This window comes from Arthrobacter pascens (assembly GCF_030815585.1).
Classification (GTDB): domain Bacteria; phylum Actinomycetota; class Actinomycetes; order Actinomycetales; family Micrococcaceae; genus Arthrobacter; species Arthrobacter pascens_A.
In genome coordinates, this window is sequence record NZ_JAUSWY010000001.1 from 3772348 (window position 1) to 3794558 (window position 22211).

The 22211-nt window shown below is 65.1% G+C and carries 21 protein-coding genes and 2 pseudogenes; 17 read left to right on the forward strand and 6 right to left on the reverse strand.

Going from position 1 to position 22211, the window contains the following annotated elements:
* Nucleotides 1–23 precede the first annotated feature (23 nt).
* The 4 genes from QFZ30_RS17355 to QFZ30_RS17370 all read left to right on the forward strand — a co-directional run bounded on the left by QFZ30_RS17355 (nt 24) and on the right by QFZ30_RS17370 (nt 5209).
* Nucleotides 24–1223, forward strand: a complete 1200-nt coding sequence (locus QFZ30_RS17355; RefSeq protein WP_307078320.1) for a glycoside hydrolase family 76 protein — start codon at nt 24–26, stop codon at nt 1221–1223.
* Nucleotides 1224–1385: 162 nt separating this feature from the next.
* Nucleotides 1386–2447 (forward strand): iron ABC transporter substrate-binding protein, encoded by a 1062-nt coding sequence (locus QFZ30_RS17360; RefSeq protein ID WP_307078322.1) that lies wholly within the window; start codon nt 1386–1388, stop codon nt 2445–2447.
* Nucleotides 2448–2450: 3 nt separating this feature from the next.
* Nucleotides 2451–4043: an ABC transporter permease gene (locus QFZ30_RS17365; protein WP_307078324.1), complete on the forward strand. Its 1593-nt coding sequence runs from the start codon at nt 2451–2453 to the stop codon at nt 4041–4043.
* The gene (locus QFZ30_RS17370; RefSeq protein WP_307078326.1) at nt 4040–5209 is read left to right on the forward strand and encodes an ABC transporter ATP-binding protein; all 1170 of its coding nucleotides are present in this window, start codon (nt 4040–4042) and stop codon (nt 5207–5209) included. Before QFZ30_RS17365 ends, QFZ30_RS17370 begins: the two co-directional genes overlap by 4 nt.
* A 66-nt stretch (nt 5210–5275) precedes the next feature.
* On the opposite strand, the gene QFZ30_RS17375 is transcribed toward QFZ30_RS17370, so the two are convergent.
* Nucleotides 5276–5878, reverse strand: coding sequence for a YdeI/OmpD-associated family protein (locus QFZ30_RS17375; protein WP_307078328.1), 603 nt, complete (start codon nt 5876–5878; stop codon nt 5276–5278).
* A gap of 83 nt (nt 5879–5961) precedes the next feature.
* On the opposite strand from QFZ30_RS17375, the gene QFZ30_RS17380 reads away from it, so the two are divergent.
* From QFZ30_RS17380 to QFZ30_RS17405, 6 genes are all read left to right on the forward strand, one after another.
* Nucleotides 5962–6705: a VOC family protein gene (locus QFZ30_RS17380; protein WP_307078330.1), complete on the forward strand. Its 744-nt coding sequence runs from the start codon at nt 5962–5964 to the stop codon at nt 6703–6705.
* A gap of 96 nt (nt 6706–6801) precedes the next feature.
* On the forward strand, nt 6802–7341 hold the full coding sequence (locus tag QFZ30_RS17385) for an NUDIX hydrolase family protein (RefSeq protein ID WP_307078332.1): 540 nt from the start codon (nt 6802–6804) through the stop codon (nt 7339–7341).
* A gap of 86 nt (nt 7342–7427) precedes the next feature.
* Complete coding sequence (locus tag QFZ30_RS17390; RefSeq protein WP_307078333.1) at nt 7428–8399, forward strand: DUF6707 family protein; 972 nt, start codon at nt 7428–7430, stop codon at nt 8397–8399.
* Between the two features lie 72 nt (nt 8400–8471).
* Complete coding sequence (locus tag QFZ30_RS17395; RefSeq protein ID WP_307078335.1) at nt 8472–9197, forward strand: SRPBCC domain-containing protein; 726 nt, start codon at nt 8472–8474, stop codon at nt 9195–9197.
* A 57-nt stretch (nt 9198–9254) separates the two neighbouring features.
* Complete coding sequence (tgt, locus tag QFZ30_RS17400; protein WP_307080338.1) at nt 9255–10544, forward strand: tRNA guanosine(34) transglycosylase Tgt; 1290 nt, start codon at nt 9255–9257, stop codon at nt 10542–10544.
* Nucleotides 10545–10695: 151 nt separating this feature from the next.
* Nucleotides 10696–11634, forward strand: coding sequence for a type IV toxin-antitoxin system AbiEi family antitoxin domain-containing protein (locus QFZ30_RS17405; RefSeq protein ID WP_307078336.1), 939 nt, complete (start codon nt 10696–10698; stop codon nt 11632–11634).
* A 97-nt stretch (nt 11635–11731) separates the two neighbouring features.
* Here the strand turns inward: QFZ30_RS17405 and QFZ30_RS17410 are convergent, their stop codons facing one another.
* On the reverse strand, nt 11732–12451 hold the full coding sequence (locus tag QFZ30_RS17410; RefSeq protein WP_307078338.1) for a queuosine precursor transporter: 720 nt from the start codon (nt 12449–12451) through the stop codon (nt 11732–11734).
* A 223-nt stretch (nt 12452–12674) separates the two neighbouring features.
* Here QFZ30_RS17410 and QFZ30_RS17415 point away from each other — a divergent pair, with 223 nt between their 5' ends.
* The 3 genes from QFZ30_RS17415 to QFZ30_RS17425 are packed head-to-tail and all read left to right on the forward strand — an operon-like array spanning nt 12675 to nt 14761.
* Nucleotides 12675–13331: a TetR/AcrR family transcriptional regulator gene (locus QFZ30_RS17415; RefSeq protein WP_307078340.1), complete on the forward strand. Its 657-nt coding sequence runs from the start codon at nt 12675–12677 to the stop codon at nt 13329–13331.
* Nucleotides 13332–13367: 36 nt separating this feature from the next.
* A complete protein-coding gene (locus tag QFZ30_RS17420) occupies nt 13368–14303 on the forward strand; it encodes a TIGR01777 family oxidoreductase (RefSeq protein ID WP_307078342.1) in 936 nt (311 codons plus the stop codon).
* Nucleotides 14300–14761 carry a hypothetical protein gene (locus QFZ30_RS17425; protein WP_307078344.1) on the forward strand — a complete coding sequence of 154 codons (462 nt, stop codon included), beginning with the start codon at nt 14300–14302 and terminating at the stop codon, nt 14759–14761. The genes QFZ30_RS17420 and QFZ30_RS17425 overlap by 4 nt, the downstream gene beginning before the upstream one ends.
* On the opposite strand, the gene QFZ30_RS17430 is transcribed toward QFZ30_RS17425, so the two are convergent.
* Nucleotides 14758–15372 carry a TetR/AcrR family transcriptional regulator gene (locus QFZ30_RS17430; protein ID WP_307078346.1) on the reverse strand — a complete coding sequence of 205 codons (615 nt, stop codon included), beginning with the start codon at nt 15370–15372 and terminating at the stop codon, nt 14758–14760. The two genes, QFZ30_RS17425 and QFZ30_RS17430, sit on opposite strands and share 4 nt — an antisense overlap.
* 97 nt (nt 15373–15469) lie before the next feature.
* Here QFZ30_RS17430 and QFZ30_RS17435 point away from each other — a divergent pair, with 97 nt between their 5' ends.
* Nucleotides 15470–15772 (forward strand): hypothetical protein, encoded by a 303-nt coding sequence (locus QFZ30_RS17435; RefSeq protein ID WP_307078348.1) that lies wholly within the window; start codon nt 15470–15472, stop codon nt 15770–15772.
* A gap of 9 nt (nt 15773–15781) precedes the next feature.
* Here the strand turns inward: QFZ30_RS17435 and QFZ30_RS17440 are convergent, their stop codons facing one another.
* The 3 genes and pseudogenes from QFZ30_RS17440 to QFZ30_RS17445 form a co-directional block, all read right to left on the reverse strand.
* On the reverse strand, nt 15782–17065 hold the full coding sequence (locus tag QFZ30_RS17440) for a serpin family protein (protein WP_307078350.1): 1284 nt from the start codon (nt 17063–17065) through the stop codon (nt 15782–15784).
* A gap of 166 nt (nt 17066–17231) precedes the next feature.
* Nucleotides 17232–17306 (reverse strand): annotated as a pseudogene (locus QFZ30_RS22125) (thiamine pyrophosphate-dependent enzyme); the annotation flags it as partial.
* 45 nt (nt 17307–17351) lie between these two features.
* Complete coding sequence (locus tag QFZ30_RS17445) at nt 17352–18743, reverse strand: MFS transporter (RefSeq protein WP_307078352.1); 1392 nt, start codon at nt 18741–18743, stop codon at nt 17352–17354.
* 317 nt (nt 18744–19060) lie between these two features.
* Between QFZ30_RS17445 and QFZ30_RS17450 the strand changes: the two are divergent.
* The 3 genes and pseudogenes from QFZ30_RS17450 (at nt 19061) to QFZ30_RS17460 (ending at nt 22178) form a co-directional block, all read left to right on the forward strand.
* A pseudogene (locus tag QFZ30_RS17450) lies at nt 19061–19727 on the forward strand (response regulator transcription factor).
* A complete protein-coding gene (locus QFZ30_RS17455; protein ID WP_307078354.1) occupies nt 19724–21160 on the forward strand; it encodes a sensor histidine kinase in 1437 nt (478 codons plus the stop codon). The pseudogene QFZ30_RS17450 and the gene QFZ30_RS17455 overlap by 4 nt, the downstream one beginning before the upstream one ends.
* The gene (locus QFZ30_RS17460) at nt 21153–22178 is read left to right on the forward strand and encodes a TAXI family TRAP transporter solute-binding subunit (RefSeq protein ID WP_307078356.1); all 1026 of its coding nucleotides are present in this window, start codon (nt 21153–21155) and stop codon (nt 22176–22178) included. The genes QFZ30_RS17455 and QFZ30_RS17460 overlap by 8 nt, the downstream gene beginning before the upstream one ends.
* Nucleotides 22179–22211: the final 33 nt, after the last annotated feature.

A 22211-nucleotide genomic window follows, 5' to 3' on the forward strand; every position in this document is an offset into this window, starting at 1 on the left:
CGGTGGCCACTAGGCTGGAAAGCATGATCCCGCAGGACGGCGACCCATCCCCGGCCGACTGGGCTGCCCGGGCCAACGAGGCGGCCCGCTCGGTTACCGCGATCTTCGGTCAGCGGCTGTTCTTCCTGCCAGGCACGCACATCGGCGCCATCGTGCGGCCGTCTGGCCGCGTGAAGAACCTCATCCGCCCGTGGCACTACTGGTGGCAGGCACATTATGTGGACTGCCTGGTGGACGCCGGAAACCGGGAGCTGGGGAACGGGGCCACTCCTGCGGGAAGATTCGACGGCGCCGGCCGCCCCAGTGCCGGACGGCTCGCGTCCCGTCTGGTCACAGGCATCCGGCTCCGCAACTTCTTCACCTTCGTCAACAGCTACTACGACGACATGGCCTGGCTGGCGCTGTCCACGCTGCGGCTGGAAAAACTGGCCGAGGAGACGCGAATGCCCGGCCGACGCCGCAATGCCCGTGTCCACAGAACCCTGACCCTGCAGTTCGACTCCGCCACCACGGACGATCTGGGCGGCGGGACCTTCTGGAGCAAAAAACGGGACTTCAAAAACACTCCCGCCACGGCCCCAGTGGCGCTCTACTACTCCCGGACCGGCCACCCAGCCAAGGCCCAGGCCCTGCTGGACTGGCTGGACGCCAAACTTTTCGATCCCTCCCAGGGCCTTTACCTGGACGGCCTGCGGATCAGCACCGCGGGCGACGTCACGGTGGAACGCGGCATCTACACCTACAACCAGGGTCCCGTGCTGGGCGCCCTGCTGGAGCTCGGCGGCGAGGCCAACCTGGCCCGCGCCGCCACAGTGGTGCAGGCGGTCGCCCGGAACCTGGCCAGCCCGCATCCCAGCCAGGGCACAACCGAACGCAGTGTCCTGCGTTGCGACGGAACGGGCGACGGCGGACTCTTCACCGGGATTCTGTGCCGGTACCTGGCACTCGCCGCAGTTGACCTCCGGCTCCCGGAGAACGTCAGGGCCACTGCCGAACGGCTAGTCCTGGACACGGCGGATGCATTCTGGGCTGGCCGGCGGCACATTACCGCAACCGAACCCCTGGCCGCCCACCGTGGGAAGCTGCTCTTTTCCGTCCATCCCCAGACGTCCGCGGGCGTCTCCTATCCGCCAGGAGCCGCCGTCGAACTTTCCACCCAACTGCAGGCCTGGATGGTCCTGGAGGCGGCCGCGGCCATCCGGCAACCGGCCAAAAGGAATTAAGTCACGCAACAGTTCCGTAATTGATGTGATCCTGATCACTTATGCGCGTATCTGCTTGGCTGCTTAGGTTTGGCTAACCTACAGTTTCCACAGTGAGCAGCCCTGATCCCCGGCTCACCAGGATCCCGGTCCACCAGACTTTTCCCCAGAAAGCAGCCCCTAATGAAGATCCGCACCAACGCTCTGGCCGGCATCGCACTCGCCGCCGCCGCAGCACTTGGACTGACCGCCTGTGGCGGCAGCACCACCCCGGCAGCCACCGGCACCTCCTCCGCTTCAGCCAGCGACGCTGGCTCGGGCGGGATTACGGTGTACAACGCCCAGCACGAAAGCCTCACCAAGGAATGGATCGAGGCCTTCACGGCGGAGACCGGCATCAAGGTGACCATGCGTCAGGGTTCGGACACCGAGCTGTCCAACCAGATCATCCAGGAAGGCGCGGCATCCCCGGCCGACGTTTTCCTCACGGAAAACTCCCCCGCAATGACGCAGGTGGAGACTGCCGGACTGTTCGCTGACGTGGACAAGGCAACCATCGAGCAGGTTCCGGCAGAATACCGTCCCTCCACGGGGAAATGGACGGGCATCGCCGCCCGCTCAACGGTTCTGGTCTATGACAAGGCCAAGCTGACGGAGGACCAGCTGCCCAAGTCCATGCTGGACCTGGCCAACCCCGAGTGGAAGGGCAAGTGGGCAGCTTCACCGTCCGGTGCCGATTTCCAGGCCATCGTCTCCGCCCTGCTTGAGCTCAAGGGTGAGGCTGCAACCGAGGAATGGCTCAACGGCATGAAGGAAAACTTCAAGGCCTACAAGGGCAACAGCACCGCCATGAAGGCAGTCAACGCCGGCGAAGTTGATGCCGCACTGATCTACCACTACTACTACTACGGCGACCAGGTCAAGACCGGCGAGAACTCCAAGAACGTCACGCCCTACTACTTCAAGAACCAGGACCCGGGCGCGTTTGTCTCGGTATCCGGCGGCGGCGTACTCAAGACTTCCAAAAACGCTGAGGATGCCCAGGCATTCCTGAAGTTCGTCACGGGGAAGAAGGGCCAGGAAGTGCTGAAGAACGGCACCTCTTTCGAGTACGCCATAGCGTCTGACGTTCCGGCCAACGACAAGCTGGTTCCGCTGGTGGAACTGCAGGCCCCCACCGTGGATGCTGCCAAGCTGAACTCGGAAAAGGTCACCGAGCTGATGACCAAGGCAGGACTCCTGTAATTCGTGACCACTGATCTATCGGCTCCCCCCACCAGGGGGAGCACGACGACGGCGGGCCGGGGCAACAGCCCCCGCCCGCCTTTCGGCGTTTCCGTGGTGTCCGTCCTGGCAGTGCTGATCGCACTGTTCTCCCTGATCCCGCTCGGCTACGTGGTCTACATGACCGCCGCAACCGGGTGGGACACCGCCGTCGAACTGATCTTCCGGCCCCGCGTCGGTGAGCTGCTGCTCAACACCGTGCTGCTGATTCTCTTCACCGTTCCGCTGTGCCTCATCCTCGGCGTGGGCGGAGCCTGGCTGGTGGAGCGGACCACGCTGCGTGCGCACCGGATCTGGGCGGTGCTCCTCGCAGCGCCCCTGGCCATTCCGGCCTTTGTGAACAGCTATGCCTGGGTATCGGCCGTCCCGTCCCTTGAGGGGCTGGGGTCGGGAGTCCTGATCGCCACACTGTCCTACTTCCCACTGGTCTATATCCCGGCGGCCGCCACGCTCAGCCGGCTTGATCCGGCCATCGAACAGTCCGCGTCCGCGCTGGGACTCGGCGCCTGGCGTGTCTTCTTCCGTGTGGTGCTCCCGCAGCTCCGCCTTGCCATCACCGGCGGGGCGCTGCTGGTGGCCCTGCACCTGCTCGCCGAATACGGCGCCTTTGCCATGATCCGCTTTGATACCTTCACCACCGCGATCATGGTCCAGTTCCAGTCCACCTTCAACGGCACCGCCGGCAACATGCTGGCCAGCGTGCTGGTGTTCTTCTGCCTGATCCTGCTGCTCCTGGAAGCCCGCGGCCGCGGCTCCGCCCGGTACGCGCGGGTGGGATCCGGCGCCCAGGCCAAGGCCCTGCGTCTGCCGCTGCACGCATACCAGGTTCCTGCCCAGCTTTTCCTGCTGACGCTCACCGCCCTGGCCTTCGGGCTCCCGCTGTTCTTTGTCCTGCGCTGGATCGTGGCCGGCGGCACCGGCGTCTGGGCGGCGGATGAGTTCCTGCCGGCACTCCTGCAGACCCTTGGCTACGGGCTGGCAGGTGCTCTGGTAACCACCGCCGTCGCGTTCCCCATGGCCTACCTTGCCGTCCGGCACCCCAGCTGGTTCAGCAAATCCCTGGAACTCTCCAACTACATCACCAGCTCCCTGCCGGGCATCGTGGTGGGCCTGGCATTTGTAACCGTAAGCATCCGTCTGGTCCCCGGCGTGTACCAGACTGCCGGAGTGCTGGTGGCAGCCTACGTCCTGCTGTTCCTGCCGCGCGCCTTGGTGAACCTCCGCGCCGGCCTGGCACAGGCACCCAAGGAACTGGACGAGGCAGCCCAGTCCCTGGGCAAACCGCCGCTGCTGTCGTTTATCCGGGTCACGCTCCGCCTCAGTGCTCCCGCGGCAGCCGGCGGTGCGGCCCTGGTCTTCCTGGCCATCACCAACGAGCTCACCGCCACACTGCTGCTGTCCCCCAACGGCACGCGCACCCTCGCCACCGAATTCTGGAGCAAGAGCAGCGAGATCGACTACTCCGGCGCCGCGCCTTATGCGCTGCTGATGATCCTGCTCTCCGCACCCATGACCTATCTCCTCTTCCAGCAGTCCAAGAAAGTGGCCGGACAGTGACCGATTCCTACACTTCGCGTGATGCTCCCTCAAGGCTTCCGGAACCTCGGATCGCCGCCTCCGTGGCTCCCTCCACCAACAGCCACCTGCAAATCATTGATGTCACCAAGAACTTCGGGTCCCAGGCCGTCCTGAAGGGGGTCAATCTGTCAGTGGCCAAGGGCGGGACCACCGCCATTGTGGGACCCTCCGGCTCCGGCAAGACCACTCTCCTGCGGCTGATCGCGGGTTTTGAGCATCCGGCCACCGGCAGCATTGCGCTCAATGACACCAAGGTGGCGGGCGACGGCGTCTGGCTGCCCGCGCACAAACGTCACGTGGGATATGTTGCCCAGGACGGCGCACTTTTCCCGCACCTCACGGTGGGCCAGAATGTTGCCTTCGGGCTGGACAGTGCCAAACTTCCGGGCGGCCGGCGCGGGGTTGCTGGCCGGATCACTGAGCTGCTGGAGATGGTGTCCCTGGACCCGGCGATGGCCAAGAGGCGTCCACACCAGCTTTCCGGCGGCCAGCAGCAACGGGTGGCGCTGGCCCGGGCGTTGGCACGCGAACCGGAACTGATGCTGCTGGATGAACCGTTCTCGGCCCTGGATGCCGGGCTCCGCGTCGCCACCCGGCGGGCCGTGGCCAACGTCCTGAACAAGGCAGGAGTCACCACCATCCTGGTGACCCACGACCAAGCGGAGGCCTTGTCCTTCGCGGACCAGGTGGCGGTGATGCGCGGCGGCAGGCTGGCCCAGATAGGCAACCCCTTTGTGGTGTACACCCGCCCGGCGGACCGTGCCACCGCGGAGTTCCTGGGTGACGCCGTCATCCTGGATGCCTGGATGGAAGGCTCACTGGCCACCTGCTCGCTTGGCGGCATTCCGGTCCGCCGGCCGCCCGCCCAAGGCCGGGTGCAGCTGATGCTGCGGCCCGAACAGATCCGCATCGCCGAGGACGGCCCCATCCGCGGCGTGGTGGTGGACACGGACTACTTCGGTCCGGAAACCACAGTACGACTCAAACTGGCCATACCCCCTGAGCTCGCAAGAACCGACCACCGCTACCCCGGCGGCGGCGAAATCATCACCATCCGGCACTGGAACGCGTCCATCGCGCGGCCCGGAATGGAACTCTGCCTGCGTGTGGTGGGCGAAGCCGTGGCATTTCCGCTGGACGAGTGACCTGGTGGCCGCTCCGCAGAGCGAGCGAAGGCCTCCGTCGCGTGCCAGTTAACCTCACCGCGAAGCCTATTGGCCACGGGCCGCCTTCTTCTGCTGCGGGTACGGGGTCTCGCCGCGGGCCAGCATCTCCACAAAGCCGGCAATCTTCCGTTCCCTGGTGGCCGCTCTTTTCACCGCATTCGTCCGGTAGACCAGGGCGTACCGGTTCACGGAGGTGAGGACATCGAACATCTCCTGCGCCGCGGGGACGGCAGCTATGGCCTCGGCCAGGTCTGCGGGAACCTCCGCCGTCGCCTGCCCTGCATAGGCCGCCTCCCAGCGGCCGTCCGCCTTGGCACTGTCGACGGCGGCCCTGCCGGCGGCGGTCATCTTCCCGGCTTCCTCCAACCGGGCAATCCGAGCCACGTTCCGCTTTGACCACGGGCTCCTGGGGCGGCGGGGCGTCATGCGCTGAAAGGAGCTTCCGGCGTCCCGTTTCCTGGCCTGGCCGTCGATCCAGCCGAAGCAGAGCGCCTCCAGCAGCGCCGCCTCGTAGTCCAGTTCCGTAACGTCGCCGCCCTTCTTATGAAGCACCAGCCACACGCCCGGGCTGTCTGCATGGTTTGCCTCAAGCCAGGCCCGCCAGGCCTGGGCGTCGGGCACCAACAGTTCCTCGAGTTCAATCGCCATAGGGCTATTCTGCCCGGTGCCGGCCGATCCGAGTCGTGGCATGATGGCCGTAGCTGCGATGTCCCGGATTCGAGGAGGAACCCATGCTGCGTGTCCGCCCCATACACTTCACCTCCAGGCCGGAACCCTGGGAGTCGCTGCTCACGGCCCTGGGCATGGTCAAGACCGCGGATGCCGGCTCCTGGCGGGAGTTCGACGCCGGGGCGGGGCGGCTCGGCCTTCACATCGCACAGGCAGGCGCCCCCGACGACGGCACCACAGTCTTCGGCGTAGAGGTAGGCGATCTGGAAGAGTTCGCCCGACGGACCAATTTTGCCTCCGAGGACACGGGCACCACCCCGGCCGAGCTGATCCAGGCGGACCACGGAATGTCCTGCCGGATCACGGGGAAGGACGGCTTCAGCTTCCTGGCAGATCCGGCCACCCGCGCGAAGGACGGCACCTGGGCGACCTCTCCGGACGCCGACCCGGCCCTCGCCGTCGTGGGGGTGTGGTTCACGGAGGATGCAGCCGACGCCGCCCAGTCGCTGCGGGACATCGGCGGCCGCTTCCGTCCCTCCCCGGATGCCGATGAAACGGCCGACTTCATGGCCAAGAACGGCGGCGTACTGATGGTGCGACCCGCTTCCGGCCCGCCCCGGTCCGGCCTGGGGTTTGAGTACGACGGCGACCTCGATGCCCTTCAGGACCGCCTCGCCGCCGCCGGGCTGGAGGTGCTCCTGACGGAGGAGGCCTTCGGACGCACGCTTCACGTCGCCAATCCGGACGCCGCCGATGGCGCCACCGGCCCGCACATACCTTCCACGCTCTGGATCACGAAGCGCTGAATCGTGTGGCGGGATTTCAGCGCTTCGGACGACGCTTAGGGCCGGGATCCCACGCCTCAACCGGCCGCCAGCCGTCCGATGGGGTAGAACTTAACCATGAACCTTCGCACACCTGACCCGAATCCCGGCTGGCTTTCTGAAGAGGACCTCTTTGAGGCACGCGGGAGGCTCCCCATGGTTTATGTGGAAGCTGTTCCGGTCAGGCTGGATCCGCTGGGTTTCGTGAACGAGGTGGGCACCCTGCTGCAGGCCGACGAGGACGGCACCATGATCCGTTCGCTTGTATCAGGCCGCGTCATCTACCGCGAGACCATCCGCGCCGCGCTCCTCCGCCATATGGAAAAGGACCTGGGGCCGCTGGCCTTCCCGCAGCTGCCCATCAGCCCGGTGCCCTTCACCGTGGCGGAATACTTCCCGGCCCCCTCCCAGACCGGCTTCACGGACGAACGCCAACACGCCGTGTCATTGGCCTACGTCATCCCGGTGACCGGGGAGTGCGAGCCCCGCCAGGATGCGCTGGAGCTGACCTGGATGACCCCTGAGGAAGTGCTCAGCCCCGATGTCCAGCTCGAATTCAGCGGCGGCCGCGGTGCGCTGGTCCGCCAGGCCCTGGCGTTTGCTGGAGTGGGCCTCTGACGCCCTCGGATTAGCCGGCGTCCCCGACTTCCGGCGCCCTCCTTTGTAGACTGTTGGGCGGACCGCAAGAGAACCTAAGGACTCCCATGACCCAAACCCCAGCCGCCCGGCACTACAGCGAACAGCAGGCTGGATCTCTGAAGACCGGCGATCAGCTTCTCCTTCCCGATGGTGAACGTACCGCCGAAATCCAGCAGGCAGAGCTTGAGTCCGACGATTTCGGTACCCCCGCCCTCGTCTTGGCCAGCCTCTCCGGCGGCGGTACCGTCCGCATCGCGGCCGGCTCAACGGTGAAGGTTGTGGACGCATCTCCCGACGCCGTCACCCAGCTACCGGTCCCTGAGAACCACGCGGAGGAGGCGGACTCAGCCCCAGCGGCTCCCGCCGTCGTCGTACCTCCCCTGCCGGCCATCCCGCCCGCGGTGAGCGGGCCCGGAGCGGAAGAGCTCGCACTGATTCCCGCCCTGCAGGGGACACCGGAATCCGTGGTCGAGGGTGTCGCCCAGGCCCACCCGGATTCCGTGGGTGTCCTGCTGCTGGCCGACAAGCTGGCCAAAGGAATCAATTTCAAGTCCGGAAGCTGCCTGAAGGACCTCAGCGACCTGGCCCACGAACTGTTCATCGCGCTCAAGGATCCTGACGGTTCGCTGGCGGTTGCGGATCTCCTTAACGTCCTGCCGTTCGACGGCAATCCCGGCAGGTGGGCCTCCGTCGAGGCGTCGCTGGCGCTGTCCAGCTACATCTGCCACCAGGACGGGCAGGAGGCGCGCGCCGGGGTGTATGAAAAGCTGCTGCGTTCGCCGGAGACCCAGGAGACGGACCCGTTCAAGTCCCGGATGAACGCAAAAGTCCGCCAGCGTTCCCTCAACGAACCCAACCTGTACGACAAAGAGATTTTCCGCTCCATTGACAACTCCAACCATGAGGCCGAGCGGGAATGGCGGCTGCTGCGCCTGGAATCCCTGCTTTTCCTGCGGGCACATGGCGGCTCCGAGACCGTTGGCCTCGGTGAACTCCAGCGCCGGATCAGCAACGAACTCGAGGCAGTCCGGATCTGATTCTCCAGGTGGGGTAGCACCGTGAGCTAATTGCCCCTACCCGGCAGTGCGCCTGGGTTGTACATTCGGCCTATGACGAACAATTTGAGCGTGGTGGTAAATGCCGATGCGCCGCAGGTTTGGACCATGCTGCGCGAACCGTCCAGGGTGGCCCAGTGGCACGGCTGGGAGGCGGACGACCTGGACGCCGAAATCAAGGAAATCTACTTCGGCAGCAACGTAGTTGAAGCCCCGGACCACACGAGCCTGACCACCGACGGCGGCGACGTCTTTGAGCTCAAACCCGTGCCTGCCGGGACACGGGTCAGCGTGACCCGCGCGGCCAAGGACCACAACTCGGAGTGGGCGGCCTGGGACGAGGACATCACCCAGGGCTGGCTGACATTCCTGCAACAGCTCAGGTTCGCTTTGGAACGCCACCCGCACGGCAAGCGGCACACTTCGTTCTTCCAGGTTCCGGGTGGTCCCGGCTCCGCCATAGAAAAACTGGGGCTTTCCAACGTGCCAAAGCCCGGTGAGAACTATGAACTGACCCTTGGCACCGGGGAGGAGATCTCTGGCAAGGTCTGGTACCGGAGCAACCACCAGGTGGGGCTGACCGTCAATGGCTACGCCGAGCACGGTGACGGTCTGCTGATTGTGGCCGACCAGCCCGTCATCGACGAAGTCAGGCCCGACGGCGGCTCCATGGTGATCATCTCCACCTACGATCTGGGCGCCCACAGCCTGGAGTCCGTGCGCGCGCTCTGGGACGGCTGGCGTGCTGAGAACTACCCCACATCCGAGCCGATCAGCTGAGGCATCCGGGCTGATAGCTGGCACACTGGTACCGTGCCAGCCAACCGCCCCTCCGCTATGCCCGCCGCTCCTGCCGCTGCCGCCGCTGCCGCCGGGCAGTCGGAATTCTCCTTCCGGGTCGGCACGCGCGTGGCCGAAAGCTGCGCCCCGTCGGGAGCCTTGGTGGCAGCCAACGGCGGCGAATTCCGGGGCCGGACCGGCACCATCAGCACCCCCCATGGGGAGATCCGTACGCCGGCGTTCATCGCCGTCGGGACCAAAGCCACGGTGAAGTCCGTGCTGCCGGAATCCATGGCCGAACTCGGGGCGCAGGCGCTCCTGGCCAACGCCTACCATCTCTACCTTCAGCCGGGCCCGGAGATCCTGGACGAAGCCGGCGGGCTGGGCGCGTTCATGAACTGGCCCGGTCCCACCTTCACGGATTCCGGCGGGTTCCAGGTGATGAGCCTGGGTTCGGGCTTCAAGAAGGTCATCGACATGAAGTCTGTTGACGCTTCCGGGCCGGACGACGCCGTCGCCCCCGGGAAGGAACGGCTGGCACACATTGACGACGACGGAGTGTGGTTCAAGAGCCATCTCAATGGGGACCGCCACCGCTTCTCCCCGGAAATCTCCATGCAGGTCCAGCACCAAATCGGCGCGGACATCATGTTCGCCTTCGACGAACTGACCACGTTGCAGAACTCACGCCGCTACCAGGAGGAATCCCTGGAGCGGACCCGGTTATGGGCACTGCGCTGCCTGGACGAGCACTTCCGGCTGACCTCCGGGCGTGCGGGCAAGCCCTACCAGGCGCTGTTTGGGGTGATCCAGGGGGCACAGTACGAGGACCTTCGCCGCAAGGCTTGCCGGGACCTCGGTGCCATGCCGTTCGATGGCTACGGCATCGGCGGTGCGCTGGAAAAGGAAAACCTGGGCACCATCGTGCGCTGGTGCAACGAGGAGCTCCCCGAGGACAAGCCGCGGCACCTCCTGGGCATCTCCGAGCCCGACGACATTTTCACGGCCATCGAGAACGGCGCGGACACCTTTGACTGTGTCTCCCCCACCCGCGTGGCCCGCAACTCGGCCTTCTATACGCCCACAGGCCGCTACAACCTCTCTGGCGCAAAGTACAAACGTGACTTCGGGCCGCTGCAGGAAGGCTGCGACTGCTACGCCTGCCGCAACTACTCGCGGGCGTACATCCACCACCTGTACAAGGCCAAGGAAATGCTCTCGGCCACGCTCATCTCCATCCATAACGAGCGGTTTGTGGTGAAGATGGTGGACGACGCCCGGCTGGCCATCGAATCCGGCCGTTTCTTCGATTTCAAGGCCGAGACCTTGGCGCAGTACTACTCCTGACGCGACTACTCCTGACGCGCTGGCTTCGCGGGAGCGGCCCCAGTTCGCTGTATCGCTCCAGCGAACTGGTTACCTTCCCGCGAACTCACGGTTATCCACGTGGCGCATCCAACGTCTATCGGCGCCGTGGCACATAACCGAGTCTGGGGCTATGACAGAACCCCAGCCGAGCCCTCACCCCAGGCTTCCGGAAACCGGGAGCCTGTGGCGCACGCAGGAACTGCTGGACCTCGGCGTGGGAAAACGTTCAATCGCCGCACTGGTGGCGGCTGGCACCCTGGTCCGGCTCCGCCACGGCTGCTACATCAGGGGCAGCGCCTGGACGAAGCAGGGGCCCGGTGTCCGGAACCTCCAGCTGATCCACGCCCACGCGCATGGAACACGCACGACGTCGACGGGCAGCTTCCGCTACAGCCACACCTCGGGTGCGCGGCTCCGCGGACTTTACCTCTGGAAGGTTGACAACCGGATCCACCTGACGCAGCGTACGCGACCGTCCGGGGACCGCCACGGCCGCGACGTCGTCTGCCACACGGCGGAGTTGGCCGAGGCCGACCGGGCCGTAGTCAGGGGCCTTCGTACCACCACGCTGGAACGGACCGCCGTCGATTGCGGCCTGCTGCTTCCATACCGGCAGGCGCTCATCCTCATGGACCACGCACTCCGCCTTGGAGCGGACAGGACCATGCTGGATGCCAAGGCTGCGGGGCTGGACGGACGCCGGGGCATCAGGAACCTCCGGCGCGTGCTCGCGGCCGCCGATCCGAGGTCGGAGTCACCCGGCGAAACCCTGACCCGGGACCTCATCGCCCGGCTGCGAATCCCTTCCCCGGAGCCCCAAGTCGAAGTGATGACCCGCCGCGGCCGTTACCGGCTGGACTTCGCCTGGAAGCAAAGGAAAGTGGCCCTCGAGTTCGACGGGAAGGCCAAGTACTTCGACTACCGGCCAACAGAGGAGGTGCTCTTCGAGGAAAGGCAGCGGGAGAAGGCCCTCACAGAGGACGGCTGGACCGTCATCCGGATCGAATGGAAGGACCTGTTCCGGGAACTGGAGTTCAGGAACCGCCTGCTGCACGCCCTGGGTGGCTGACCGCCGTCGAGTTCGCGGGACCAGTCCCGGGAACGCTGTTTCGTTACAGCGAACCGGCAACGTTCCAGCGAACTCGTGAACTCGTGAACTGTCCGCCCTACGCCGCGCCGTAGCTGGGTTCGCGCTTCTTGATCCGGCCGATCACCAGGGACGTCACGGGGACGAACAGGAATTCCACGAGGGTCTTGTAGACAAAGCCCACCACCACGTAGTTCACGAAAGTGCCGAAGTCTGTGATGCCAATGACCGAGGCGGCGATGCTGCAGAAGATGAGGGTGTCCACAAATTCGCCGGCGCCCGACGATCCCATCAGCCGCGCCCACAAGGACTTCTCCCCGGACCGCGCCTTCATCTTGACCAGGATCCACGAGTTGATGGTCTGCCCTGCCAGGAACGCGAGCAGGGATGCCAGAACGATCTGCGGAACCGGTCCCAAGGCACCTTCCAGGGCCGCCTGCTTGGATGTTCCGAACTCGTCGTCGAAGCCGGGCAGGGCGATGATCACCCAGTAGCAGACCGAGGCGAAGACGGACAGGGCGAACGTGGTGAAAATAGCCTTGCGCGCAACCCGGAAGCCGTAGACCTCGCTGATGACATCGCCCAGGATGTAGGCCAGCGGGAAGAGGAAAAAGCCGCCGTCGGTGATGATGGGGCCGATGGCAACGCCCTTGGAGGCGCCGATATTGGACAGGATCAGAACGACGGCCATAAAGGCCAGCATGATGCCGAAGTAGGGCGAGCCGATCGAAGCAAACTTCGGTGCGGTTCCTGCGGGGTCTGTAAGGGGCAGGGCGTCAGGGCCTGGTGCGGAGGGCATGGGAATGTCCGTTTCGTAGTGGTTTGCTCGGCGCCCGGGACGATCACGGCACCAGCTGTATTAGCACTGTCACGCCATTCTCCCACCGAACGTGGACGTCCTTCCCGTCTCCGCCGTCGGAGGACGGCAAAGCATCGGCTCACCAGCCGGGCAGCGGATTTGAACACGTTCAGTTCCATGCCATACTAGTTTCTGAACACGTTCAAAAAATGGAGGGGAACCGGTGACGGGCAAGAGCGAACAGACAAGGCTGTTGGTGGCCGGCGTGGCGCTGCGCATGTTTCGGGAGATCGGATTCGAGAAGACCACCATGCGTGCCATCGCAGCGGAGGCCGGGATCTCCGTGGGGAACGCCTACTACTACTTCGCATCCAAGGACGACCTGGTCCAGGAGCTCTACGTCCAAGTGCAGGAGGAGCATGCAGCCAGGGCGGCGGAGTCCCTGGCGGGCGTTAAGGATCTGAGCGGTCGGCTCAAGGCCACGCTGCATGCGGGGCTGGACGTCATGGCTCCGTACCACCGCTTTGGTGCCGACTTCATCTCCACCGCCATCCGGCCGACGTCTCCCGTCAACCCGTTCGCCGGGGAGTCGACGGCGGCTCGCGAGGCTTCACTGGCGATCTTCCGCAATGCGGTGGAGGGTGCCAGCCCGTCCGCCCCGAAAAAGCTCCGCGGCGATCTCCCTGAACTCTTGTGGCTGGGCTATATGGGGATCGCCCTCTTCTGGGTGTACGACACCTCCGAGGGTCAGCGCAGAACGCGGAGACTGGTGGACGGCGCCGTTCCCCTGGTTGTCCGGGGGCTGTCGCTGGCGAGGCTCCCGGGCGTCAGCAAGGTCTTGGACGATGTCCTCAATCTGAGCCGCAGCGTCCGGGATTAACCCGCACCGCAACGAACACACAACATGGGGGAACATATGACCAGCGCCAAGACCGTGGTGATCGCCGGGGCATCAGGCTTCATCGGCACCTACTTCCGGTCCCGTTTCGAGCGGGACGGCTGGAAGGTACGCACCATCGGCCGCCGGCCCGCCGCTGATGGACCATACGATCCCGGCGGAACAGAGGCAGCCACCTGGGACGACGACGGCGCCATCGCCCGGGTGCTGGATGGCGCTGACCTCCTGGTCAACCTCGCCGGACGGTCCGTCAATTGCCGCTACAACACGAAGAATAAGGCGGCGATCCTCGAGTCCCGGGTCTCAACGACAGCGGCCCTGGGGCGCGCCCTCGCAAGGTGCGCCGCACCGCCGTCCACCTGGCTCAATGCCAGCACCGGCACCATCTACCGGCACGCCGAAGACAGGCCCCAGTCTGAGCGCGACGGCGACCTGGGCACGGGTTTTTCCGTGGACGTCGCACGTGCGTGGGAAGCCGAACTGGAAGCGGCGGCCACTCCCGGAACACGGAAAATCCCGCTCCGGATCTCCATCGTGCTGGGCGGGGGCGGGGGTGCGCTGAGGCCGTTCGCCAATCTGGCGCGGCTCGGCCTGGGCGGCCACATGGGACCCGGCAGCCAGAAGTTCAGCTGGGTGCATGTGGAGGATCTCTATCGCACCATCCGCTTCCTGCATGCGCGAACGGACATTTCGGGTCCCGTCAACGTGGCTTCCCCGGATGTGGTGGACAACCGCGAACTGATGCGGCTGGTCCGGCGCGCCTACGGTGCCCCGATTGGCGTCCCCACCCCCGCCTGGCTGCTCCGGATGGGGGCCGCGCTGATCCGGACTGAGACCGAGCTGGTGCTGAAAAGCCGTTGGGTACAGCCACAGAAACTCCTCGAGGCGGGTTTCATTTTCACGCAACCCGAACTGGGGCGGGCCCTTCTGAGGATCTCCAAGGGCACAGCATGAGCAGGGCCAGGAAGGTTGTCCTGGGGACCGGAGCCCTGGCCGTTGGCACATTGGTTAGCTTGGCATGCGTCGCTGTGGCGTTGACGTTTGCCTGGGGGCAGGCCTTGACCCCGGGAGCCATCTTTGTGTTCACCTTGCTCTACGGTTCGGTACCGGTCATTTTCTTGGCGTTCTGCCTGGGAGCACCCCTGGCCATCCTGTTGCAGCCCGTCAGGAACCAGTGGCTGCACGTCGCGGCTTTCGGGAGTCTGGGCTGCATCCTGGGAGCTGCGCTTGCGGCAGCCACCCGCATGTCGAGGGGAGGGCCCGACGACGCCCTCTTCGGCTTCACAATTGCTGCTGCGCTCATCCTCGGCGGCTCCGTGGCCACCGGTCGGCTCGCCGTCTGGAAACTGGTCCGGACGAACGACGGCGGCGGAGGCCCGCCCCCGGTTGTCCCGGGGGACCAGCCCTTTTAGGCTCCGGCAGCTATTGCGGGACCCTGCGACTCCCCCAGCAACGCTTCCGCCAGGAGCGTTGCAGTCCGCACGATGAAGGCACGACGGCGGTCCGCACGGTCCGGAGCGTCGCCGGCAAGGAGGGCATCGAGCTGGGGCAGTACGGTCCAGCCGTCACAGAGCGTCACCACCGTGATGACAAGGTCGGCGGCGTCCGTCCGGTCGACGCCGGGCAGGACTTTCATGACTTGGTCCACCTTGATTGCGCAATGGTCTGCCCGAGCGGCCCGGTCCACAGTATTGCGCCCACGCTCCAGCCCCTCCCAGAACAGCAGCCGAGGGAGGGCCCCGTCGGTTGTGTGACGGTCGAAAAGCCGGCCCGCATAGTCTCCAAAGTCCGCGGCACCGTGTCCTTCGATGGGCACCTCTGTCATCACCCGCGCCAGTTCGGCCGCCAGTACGGCGTCGAAGAGGTCATCCTTCTTGCCAAAGTACTGGTAGATCCGCTCCTTGTTCACCCCCGCGGCCGCGGCGATCCGGTCTACCCGGGCACCGGCCAGGCCCTTCTCGCTGAATTCCTCGGTAGCGGCACCCAGCAGCAGCGCTTTGGTGCGGTCAGTGTTCCAAGCCATGCCCCGAGTCTACCTTTTTCCAACTAAACAGTTGCACTTTATGAAGAGCCCAGCTAGTGTCGTTCCAGTAATTGCAACTAAACAGTTGGGGATCATTATGGACAACACACTCAGTCCTGCTTCAGCCGCCACTGCGGCGCAGTCAACGGCCCTTCCATCAGCGTCATCGGCTGCCCCTGCCGCACCATCAGTCCACGTCCGGGCGGTTATCACCTGGCTGGCGATCTTCCCGCTCGTGACCCTCGGCATGCTGGCGTCCGCGCCGTTGACTGATGGGTGGCATCCCGTACTCCGGGCCCTGGTCCTGACCCTGCTGGTGGTTCCCGCTGCCGTATATGTGGTGGTGCCCAGGCTGTTCGCTGCCTACGGCGTCATCCGGCGTAGGCGCTCCCGGCAGTGAGGCACATGCCTAGCGCGGATCGGCGACCGTTCCCATGAACAGTGGCAGTCCGGTTTCGACATGGACGATCTGGTAGTGGAACGGCCGGTCAAAGTCGATGGTCAGCTCAGGCTGGGCCGGCGCACTGGTCACCCTCCCGTTGATCTGGGTGACGGCGGCGGCGATGGTGCCCTTTTCCGCAACTGTGATGTTGGCAGCCTGGGCTGCCTGGGTGATCACCATCTCGGGCTGGATGGCGTTGAAGTCTTCGGTGGTGTTGAGGGTCTTTTGCAGGCCCATCGTTCCCAGGACCTTGCGCAGGTCAAAGTTGCATTTGTGGTCCCAGCGGGGCAGCTGTATCTGTACGGCTTGCGGTGACGCCGAGTCCAGGGCGACTGCAACCTCGTTGAGCCTACCGGCGTCGAAGGTTGCGGGTGCCGGCCCGGCATCGGGTGCGGCCTCCGGCAGGACCAGCCGCATGACAAAACCCTCGGCGTACGGAAGATCCACTCCGCGCCAGCCCCGCCCTTCCGCGTACTTCATCTCCAATGCTTTGTGCATCGCCGGAACAGCAATTTCCGCGCCTTCGGCTGTGGTGAAAGGCAGGTCCGACGTGTCGTCAGGATCAAACGGCTCACTCCAGGCCGCCGCGAAGTAGAGCGAATTGAGCAGGCTGAAAGTGTTCCTGGGATCGTATTTGGCGGGCGCTTGCTTGATCCGGCCGCCCGTGTTCCTGTCCACCCAGGCATCCATGGCCGGCTTCGTCGTGGGCTCGTCGCGGAAGTCAACGGGATAGACCCCTGCTCCGTAATGCCGGGCCAGGGTGTCCAGATAGGCCTCGCCCGTGGGCACATTCTTGTCCACGAACAACCCGTTCGCCGCATGCATTACCGGTTTCCGCGGCGGGTTCTCCTCATCCACGGAGCCGGGGTCGCCGTCGAACTTTTCGAGCGACGACAGCAGCGCATTCATGGCTTCGTCCCGGTTCTCCGCGGGCAGGCTCAACACGCTGTCCATCTCCGTTGCTGTTTCCCCCGAAGCGCCGGAACGCAGCATCGTGAGGGCAATAAGCAGGCTCCCGGGCGAGGAGACCACGTTCCCGTTGGTACCTTCGCCGCCGTCTGCCAGCAGTTCAACGCCGAGCGCGATGGCGGAAGCCCGGAAGGCCTCCAGTTCAGGGTCGTAGGCCGCGCGGTCCACCGAAACACGCTCCACGCCGTCGGCCTTTAGGAGCCCTGGGGACGAGACCGCACATGCTGTGAGCGCCGCAAGGGCGCCCGCCGTCGCCATCCTGGCCACGCGAAATGTCTTCATTTCTTCCCCTTGGACATGTCCTGCAAGCAGCGGGCGGAACTGCGCCGGTGTCATTCAGTCAATCAGCCCGCCGCGTGCAGAACGATGCCGGTAGGGTCACGGTTTGCCGTCGTTTTGGTCTCGTCCCCATCGCTCCCACAGATCCCCGTGTCGCCGGCCCACGAACCTAACGCCTCGGGATGTTCCGCAGGTTGCTCCGCGCCATACTGACGGCCTCGCCGGCACCGCGGTTCAGGGCCAGAGGACGACGGCGGCCGGCCAGCCGCCGTCGTTCTTTCGGCAAACCCTAGACGTTGAGAAGGTCTTTGTCCTTGTCATCGTCCTTGCTGGGGCGCTGCCAGGCGTCGCCCTGCTCCCGGTCCAGGTGCGTGGCCTTTTTGTTCTTCAGCGCGAAGATGTAGACCACCAGGGAGATGGCGATAGCCACGGTGACATAGGTGAAGAAGAGGTCCACCCGCTCGGCCTTCTGGAACGCGGCGCCGAGCAGCGGAACGGTGCCGCCGAAGAGCGAGTTGGCGATCGCGTAGCCCAGCCCGACACCGAGGGCGCGGATGGATGCGGGGAACAGCTCGGCCTTCACCAGCGCGTTGATCGAGGTGTAGCCGCCCACGATCAGCAGGCCGCCCATCATGAGTAGGAACGCGGTGAACGGGTCCTTGGTGTTGGAGAGGGTGGAGAGCAGCGGCCAGGTGAAGAGGACACCGGTGATGCCGAACCAGATCAGGAGCGGTTTGCGGCCAATTTTGTCAGAGATCATGCCGTAGACCGGCTGGAGCAGCATAAAGATGAACAGTGCCCAGAAGTTGATCACGGAGGTGTCGGTCTTGGCGATGCCGGACGTATCGTTCATAAACTTCAGGATGAAGTTGGTGTACGTGTAGAACGCCACGGTGCCGCCGAGGGTGACGCCGATGCAGATCAGCAGCGGCTTCCAGTACTGGGTGAACAGCAGCTTCATGGTTCCCGGCTGAGCGATGCCCGCCACGGGAACATGCGCGGCGCGGATCTGGTCGGCGGAGACGGTTTCTTCCATGGAGCGCCGCAGCCAGAGGACCACGAGCGCAGCCACGCCACCGATCGCGAACGGAATCCGCCAGCCCCACTCCGTGAGCATGTCCTTGCCCATGGTGTTCTGCAGAATGACGAGAACAAGCAGAGCCACCATCTGTCCGCCGATGAGCGTGACGTACTGGAAGCTGGAGAAGAAGCCGCGCCGCTTGGACGTGGCGGCCTCGGACATGTAGGTGGCGCTGGTGCCGTATTCGCCACCCACGGAGAAGCCCTGGACCAGCCGCACGAGGACGAGCAGAACCAGCGCCCACACACCGATCTGCTGTGTGGTTGGCAGGATCGCGATGGCGAAGGAGCCGGCCGACATCATGGTCACGCTCAGGGTCAGCGCGGCCTTGCGGCCGTTGCGGTCGGCGTAGCGCCCGAAGAACCAGGCTCCGATCGGCCGCATCAGGAACGACGTCGCGAAGACGGCCATCGCTTCGAGTCCGGCCTGGAGTTCGTCCTTGGAGTTGAAGAAGTGGGACTGGAAGTAGGCGGCGAACACCGTGTAGACGTAGAGGTCGTACCACTCGACCAGGTTGCCGGACGAGCCTTTGAGGATGTTGCTCACGGCCCGGCGGGTCTCGGCTGACTCACTCTGGACTTCGGCTTGCTGGGTGCTCATCTCTGAACCTTCCTCGGCGGCGCCGCCACCGGTAACCGCTGCAGGTGTTCTTTCGTACTGTCCATGGCGACCTTGCTCATGGTTCCTCCTCGACGTTGACAGTCCCCCTGAAAGGCCGGGGACTCATCCAAGCTATTGGTGATCCAAGGCACAACCAACGCCGAAGGGGATTTCCTAACACTTCCTTAGGTTTCCTCCTGCCGTGCCCCGGATCTTGGTCGAGCCAGGTTCCGGGGCACGGCGAAAATGTGGGAGAAGGGGTAACCTCCAAAGCGGGCAGGGATGCAAGCGCCCAATCAACGAAAAGGAACCAGGCAATGGAAGTGCTGATCGTCGAGGACGACGACGCCATGGCGTCCGCGCTTGACGCGGCCGTCGTCTCCGCCGGACATAAGGCGACCCGAGTGTCCCGGGGGTGCCGACGCCCTCCTCGTCCACAGGAGGTTCGAGGTAATTCTCCTGGACCTGGGGCTTCCGGATATTGATGGCCTCGACGTACTGCGGAAACTTCGCCAGGTCACGCAGTGTCCCATTCTGATCCTCACTGCCCGGGACGATGAGCGGAGTGTGGTGCTGGGGCTCCGGTCCGGGGCCGACGACTACCTCGTTAAGCCGGTAAAACTGGTCGAACTCCTCGCCCGCATCGAGGCTGTCACAAGGCGCGCAGGCCGCCCCAGCGACAGGCAACGAAACATCGTGCTGGGGGATCTCGACGTCGACCTCGACCGGCGCGTGGCGGCCGTCGGTTCACAGGTACTGCCCTTGACGGCCACCGAGTTCGACCTGCTCGCTCTGTTGGCCCGGCATGCGGGTTCAGTGGTGACCCGCGAACAGATCCTGGACGCGCTGTGGGGTGACGCATTCCTCGCATCCTCACGGTCCCTTGATGTGCACCTGACCGGACTGAGGTCAAAACTCCAACGGCCAGGCTTCATCATCAATGTCCGCGGCGTCGGCTATCGGATCGAGGCGGATCCTGCGTGAAACTGCGTGTCTTGGGCGTCCTCAGCCTCCTGTCCGTCCTGATGGTCATCATCGTCTGCAACGCCATCCTGACGTCCGCCAGCCGGGAGCTCACGCAGGAACTGCAGATCAACCGGGTTGCCGCACTCAACCGGCTCGCGCAGGTGGCATACGACGCTGCAGTGGACGGCGATTCCACCCAGCTTCAGAGCGAGATGGACAGGTACTCCGGGTTGTACCGGGAAGGCGTACTGGTCCGCCTGCAGCAGGGCACCTTGCGCTCCGGCGGCCTGGGCGAGGACAGGGCAGACGTCCGGGACGCAATTGCCAGCGCGCGCCTGAACCTCAGCGACACTACGCTCGCCCCGCTTCAGCCGTTTGGAACCGGCTCTGAGGTGATCTCCCGGTCCTTCGGAAGCGCCAGCCAAGTCCTTGGCGAGGCCGTCCTTGAAGTCAATCCGGATGCCGCCCGGGAGAAACTGCGGGAACGGTGGGTCGTCGTCGGACTTGCGGCAGCCGCACTGGGGACGGTCCTCCTCCTGGGTGCGGCGCGCGTGACCAGGTGGGTGTTGCGACCCGTTCATCGCCTGAATTCAGCGGTGACCGAGCTCGAGGCGACGGGCCATACGAGTCAGCTTCCGGAAGACGGGCCGCCGGAGCTGAGGGAACTCAGCCGTTCCTTCACGACGATGGCGCGGACCGTCAGTGAGAGTATCGATTCCCAACGCCAGTTGATAGCAGACACATCACACCAGTTGCGCAATCCGGTGGGCGCCCTGCGGTTGAGGATCGATCTGCTGCAGCTGGAACTGCAAACAGTCCGGGAACATACCGCGGCAGCGGGGGTACTGGCAGAACTTGAACGTGTGGAAGAGATCCTGGACGGAGTATTGAAGCTGGCGGCGGCTGAGCACCGGGCCTTCGAGGACTCTGCCCGCGGCGCACTCGGCCCCGCGTCAGGCAAGGACAAGGCCCTCATCGACCCCTTCCCTGTCCTGCTGGAAGAGGTGGAACGGGCCGGACCTGCCGCCCAGCGCAGCGGAGCATCGATCGTGCTGGAAAGGCCGCCCGACCCGGCGGTGCAAGTGGCCTGCAACTCCGCTGAGCTGGCCCAGATGGCCGGGGAACTCCTCAACAACGCCATCAAATATGCACCCGGCGCCCGCATCTCGGTTGCCGTCCGCGAGCGCCCGGGAGGGGCGGTCATTGAAGTATCCGACGACGGTCCCGGGCTTTCTGCGGAAGAACGGGCTACAGCCACCACCCGGTTCTGGCGGTCACCAGGGCATCGGGAGATCCGCGGCAACGGCCTGGGCATGACTATCGTGGACAAGCTCGCCGGCGCCAATGGCGGCCGCCTGGTGCTGGCCGAACGATCACCCCACGGCCTGATTGCCCGCATCGAGTTTCCGCCCGCGATCATCCCGCCGGGTCAGGAGGGACCACATGGCTGACTTGATGGCAGGCACGGCTCTTCCGTGCCGGAGGACAGCCCTCAAGGCCGGGCTGGCCGCAGGTCTGACCGGCCTCCTGCTGCCAACCGTCATTGCATGCACTCCGGAGGATCGTCCAGGCACCGTCAGCGTGGCGGGCGGTGAGCCGGGAGGCTTCTATTTGGAGTTTTCCACCCTGCTCGCGGAGTCCCTCCAGCGCCATGGTGTCGCCGACAACGCCGAGGCGCTGGAGACTGGGGGCAGCCTGGATAACCTGGAGTATCTCCTGACCGGCAAGGCCACCTTCGCCGTCGCGCTTGCAGACGCAGCGGCCCAGCACGCAGCAGCAAAAAATACGCCAAATGTCGAAATTGCCGCCCTGGGAAAGGTGTATGAAAACTACGTCCACTGCGTCGTCCGGAAGAACAGCGGCATCCGGGACTTCGCCGAGCTTGCGGGCAGGACCGTGGCCGTCGGCGAGCCTGGTTCGGGGACTTCACTGACCACTCCCCGGCTCATCGAGGCCGCCGGCTTCAGCTCCACTGCAGTCGGTGCCGCTGTCCCCTCCGTCCCCACCGAGAAGACGATCACGGTGATGAACCTCGGCCTTAACGATGGACTTGCCGCCCTCCGGGGCGGGTCAGTGGATGCGTTGTTCTGGTCCGGCGGCGTGCCCACAGCCGCCATCGCGGCCACCAACAAGGAAGTCGGGCTCGGATTGCTCGACCTCTCTGCGCTGATCCCGTCGACGCGGGCACGCTACGGCCCGTTCTACGATCGGGTGCTGATCCCTGAGGGCAGCTACGAAGGCATTCCGGCTGTTTGGACCGTTGGCGTGGCCAACCTGCTCCTGTGCCGAAGAGATCTGGATGACGCCACCGTGACGAGGACGGTCGAACTGCTGGTTGGCCATGCCGAGGAGCTCATCCCGAGGTCCAGTCTGGGCGTTCAGTTCCTGAGCCCGGAATCGCTCATCCATACCGCGGGACTGACGCTGCACCCCGCGGCCGCGGCTGCGTACAGGACCCTGCACGGCTAGGGGAAACGCTCTCACCTCATGCACCAAATATCG

Bases quoted from the DNA above. Each gene is read 5' to 3' on its own strand.
- QFZ30_RS17355 (WP_307078320.1), top strand. From the start codon at position 24: ATGATCCCGCAGGACGGCGACCCATCCCCGGCCGACTGGGCTGCCCGG.
- QFZ30_RS17360 (WP_307078322.1), top strand. From the start codon at position 1,386: ATGAAGATCCGCACCAACGCTCTGGCCGGCATCGCACTCGCCGCCGCC.
- QFZ30_RS17375 (WP_307078328.1), bottom strand. From the start codon at position 5,878: ATGGCGATTGAACTCGAGGAACTGTTGGTGCCCGACGCCCAGGCCTGG.
- QFZ30_RS17380 (WP_307078330.1), top strand. From the start codon at position 5,962: ATGCTGCGTGTCCGCCCCATACACTTCACCTCCAGGCCGGAACCCTGG.
- QFZ30_RS17385 (WP_307078332.1), top strand. From the start codon at position 6,802: ATGAACCTTCGCACACCTGACCCGAATCCCGGCTGGCTTTCTGAAGAG.
- QFZ30_RS17390 (WP_307078333.1), top strand. From the start codon at position 7,428: ATGACCCAAACCCCAGCCGCCCGGCACTACAGCGAACAGCAGGCTGGA.
- QFZ30_RS17395 (WP_307078335.1), top strand. From the start codon at position 8,472: ATGACGAACAATTTGAGCGTGGTGGTAAATGCCGATGCGCCGCAGGTT.
- tgt (WP_307080338.1), top strand. From the start codon at position 9,255: ATGCCCGCCGCTCCTGCCGCTGCCGCCGCTGCCGCCGGGCAGTCGGAA.
- QFZ30_RS17405 (WP_307078336.1), top strand. From the start codon at position 10,696: ATGACAGAACCCCAGCCGAGCCCTCACCCCAGGCTTCCGGAAACCGGG.
- QFZ30_RS17410 (WP_307078338.1), bottom strand. From the start codon at position 12,451: ATGCCCTCCGCACCAGGCCCTGACGCCCTGCCCCTTACAGACCCCGCA.
- QFZ30_RS17420 (WP_307078342.1), top strand. From the start codon at position 13,368: ATGACCAGCGCCAAGACCGTGGTGATCGCCGGGGCATCAGGCTTCATC.
- QFZ30_RS17425 (WP_307078344.1), top strand. From the start codon at position 14,300: ATGAGCAGGGCCAGGAAGGTTGTCCTGGGGACCGGAGCCCTGGCCGTT.
- QFZ30_RS17430 (WP_307078346.1), bottom strand. From the start codon at position 15,372: ATGGCTTGGAACACTGACCGCACCAAAGCGCTGCTGCTGGGTGCCGCT.
- QFZ30_RS17435 (WP_307078348.1), top strand. From the start codon at position 15,470: ATGGACAACACACTCAGTCCTGCTTCAGCCGCCACTGCGGCGCAGTCA.
- QFZ30_RS17440 (WP_307078350.1), bottom strand. From the start codon at position 17,065: ATGAAGACATTTCGCGTGGCCAGGATGGCGACGGCGGGCGCCCTTGCG.
- QFZ30_RS17445 (WP_307078352.1), bottom strand. From the start codon at position 18,743: ATGAGCACCCAGCAAGCCGAAGTCCAGAGTGAGTCAGCCGAGACCCGC.
- QFZ30_RS17460 (WP_307078356.1), top strand. From the start codon at position 21,153: ATGGCTGACTTGATGGCAGGCACGGCTCTTCCGTGCCGGAGGACAGCC.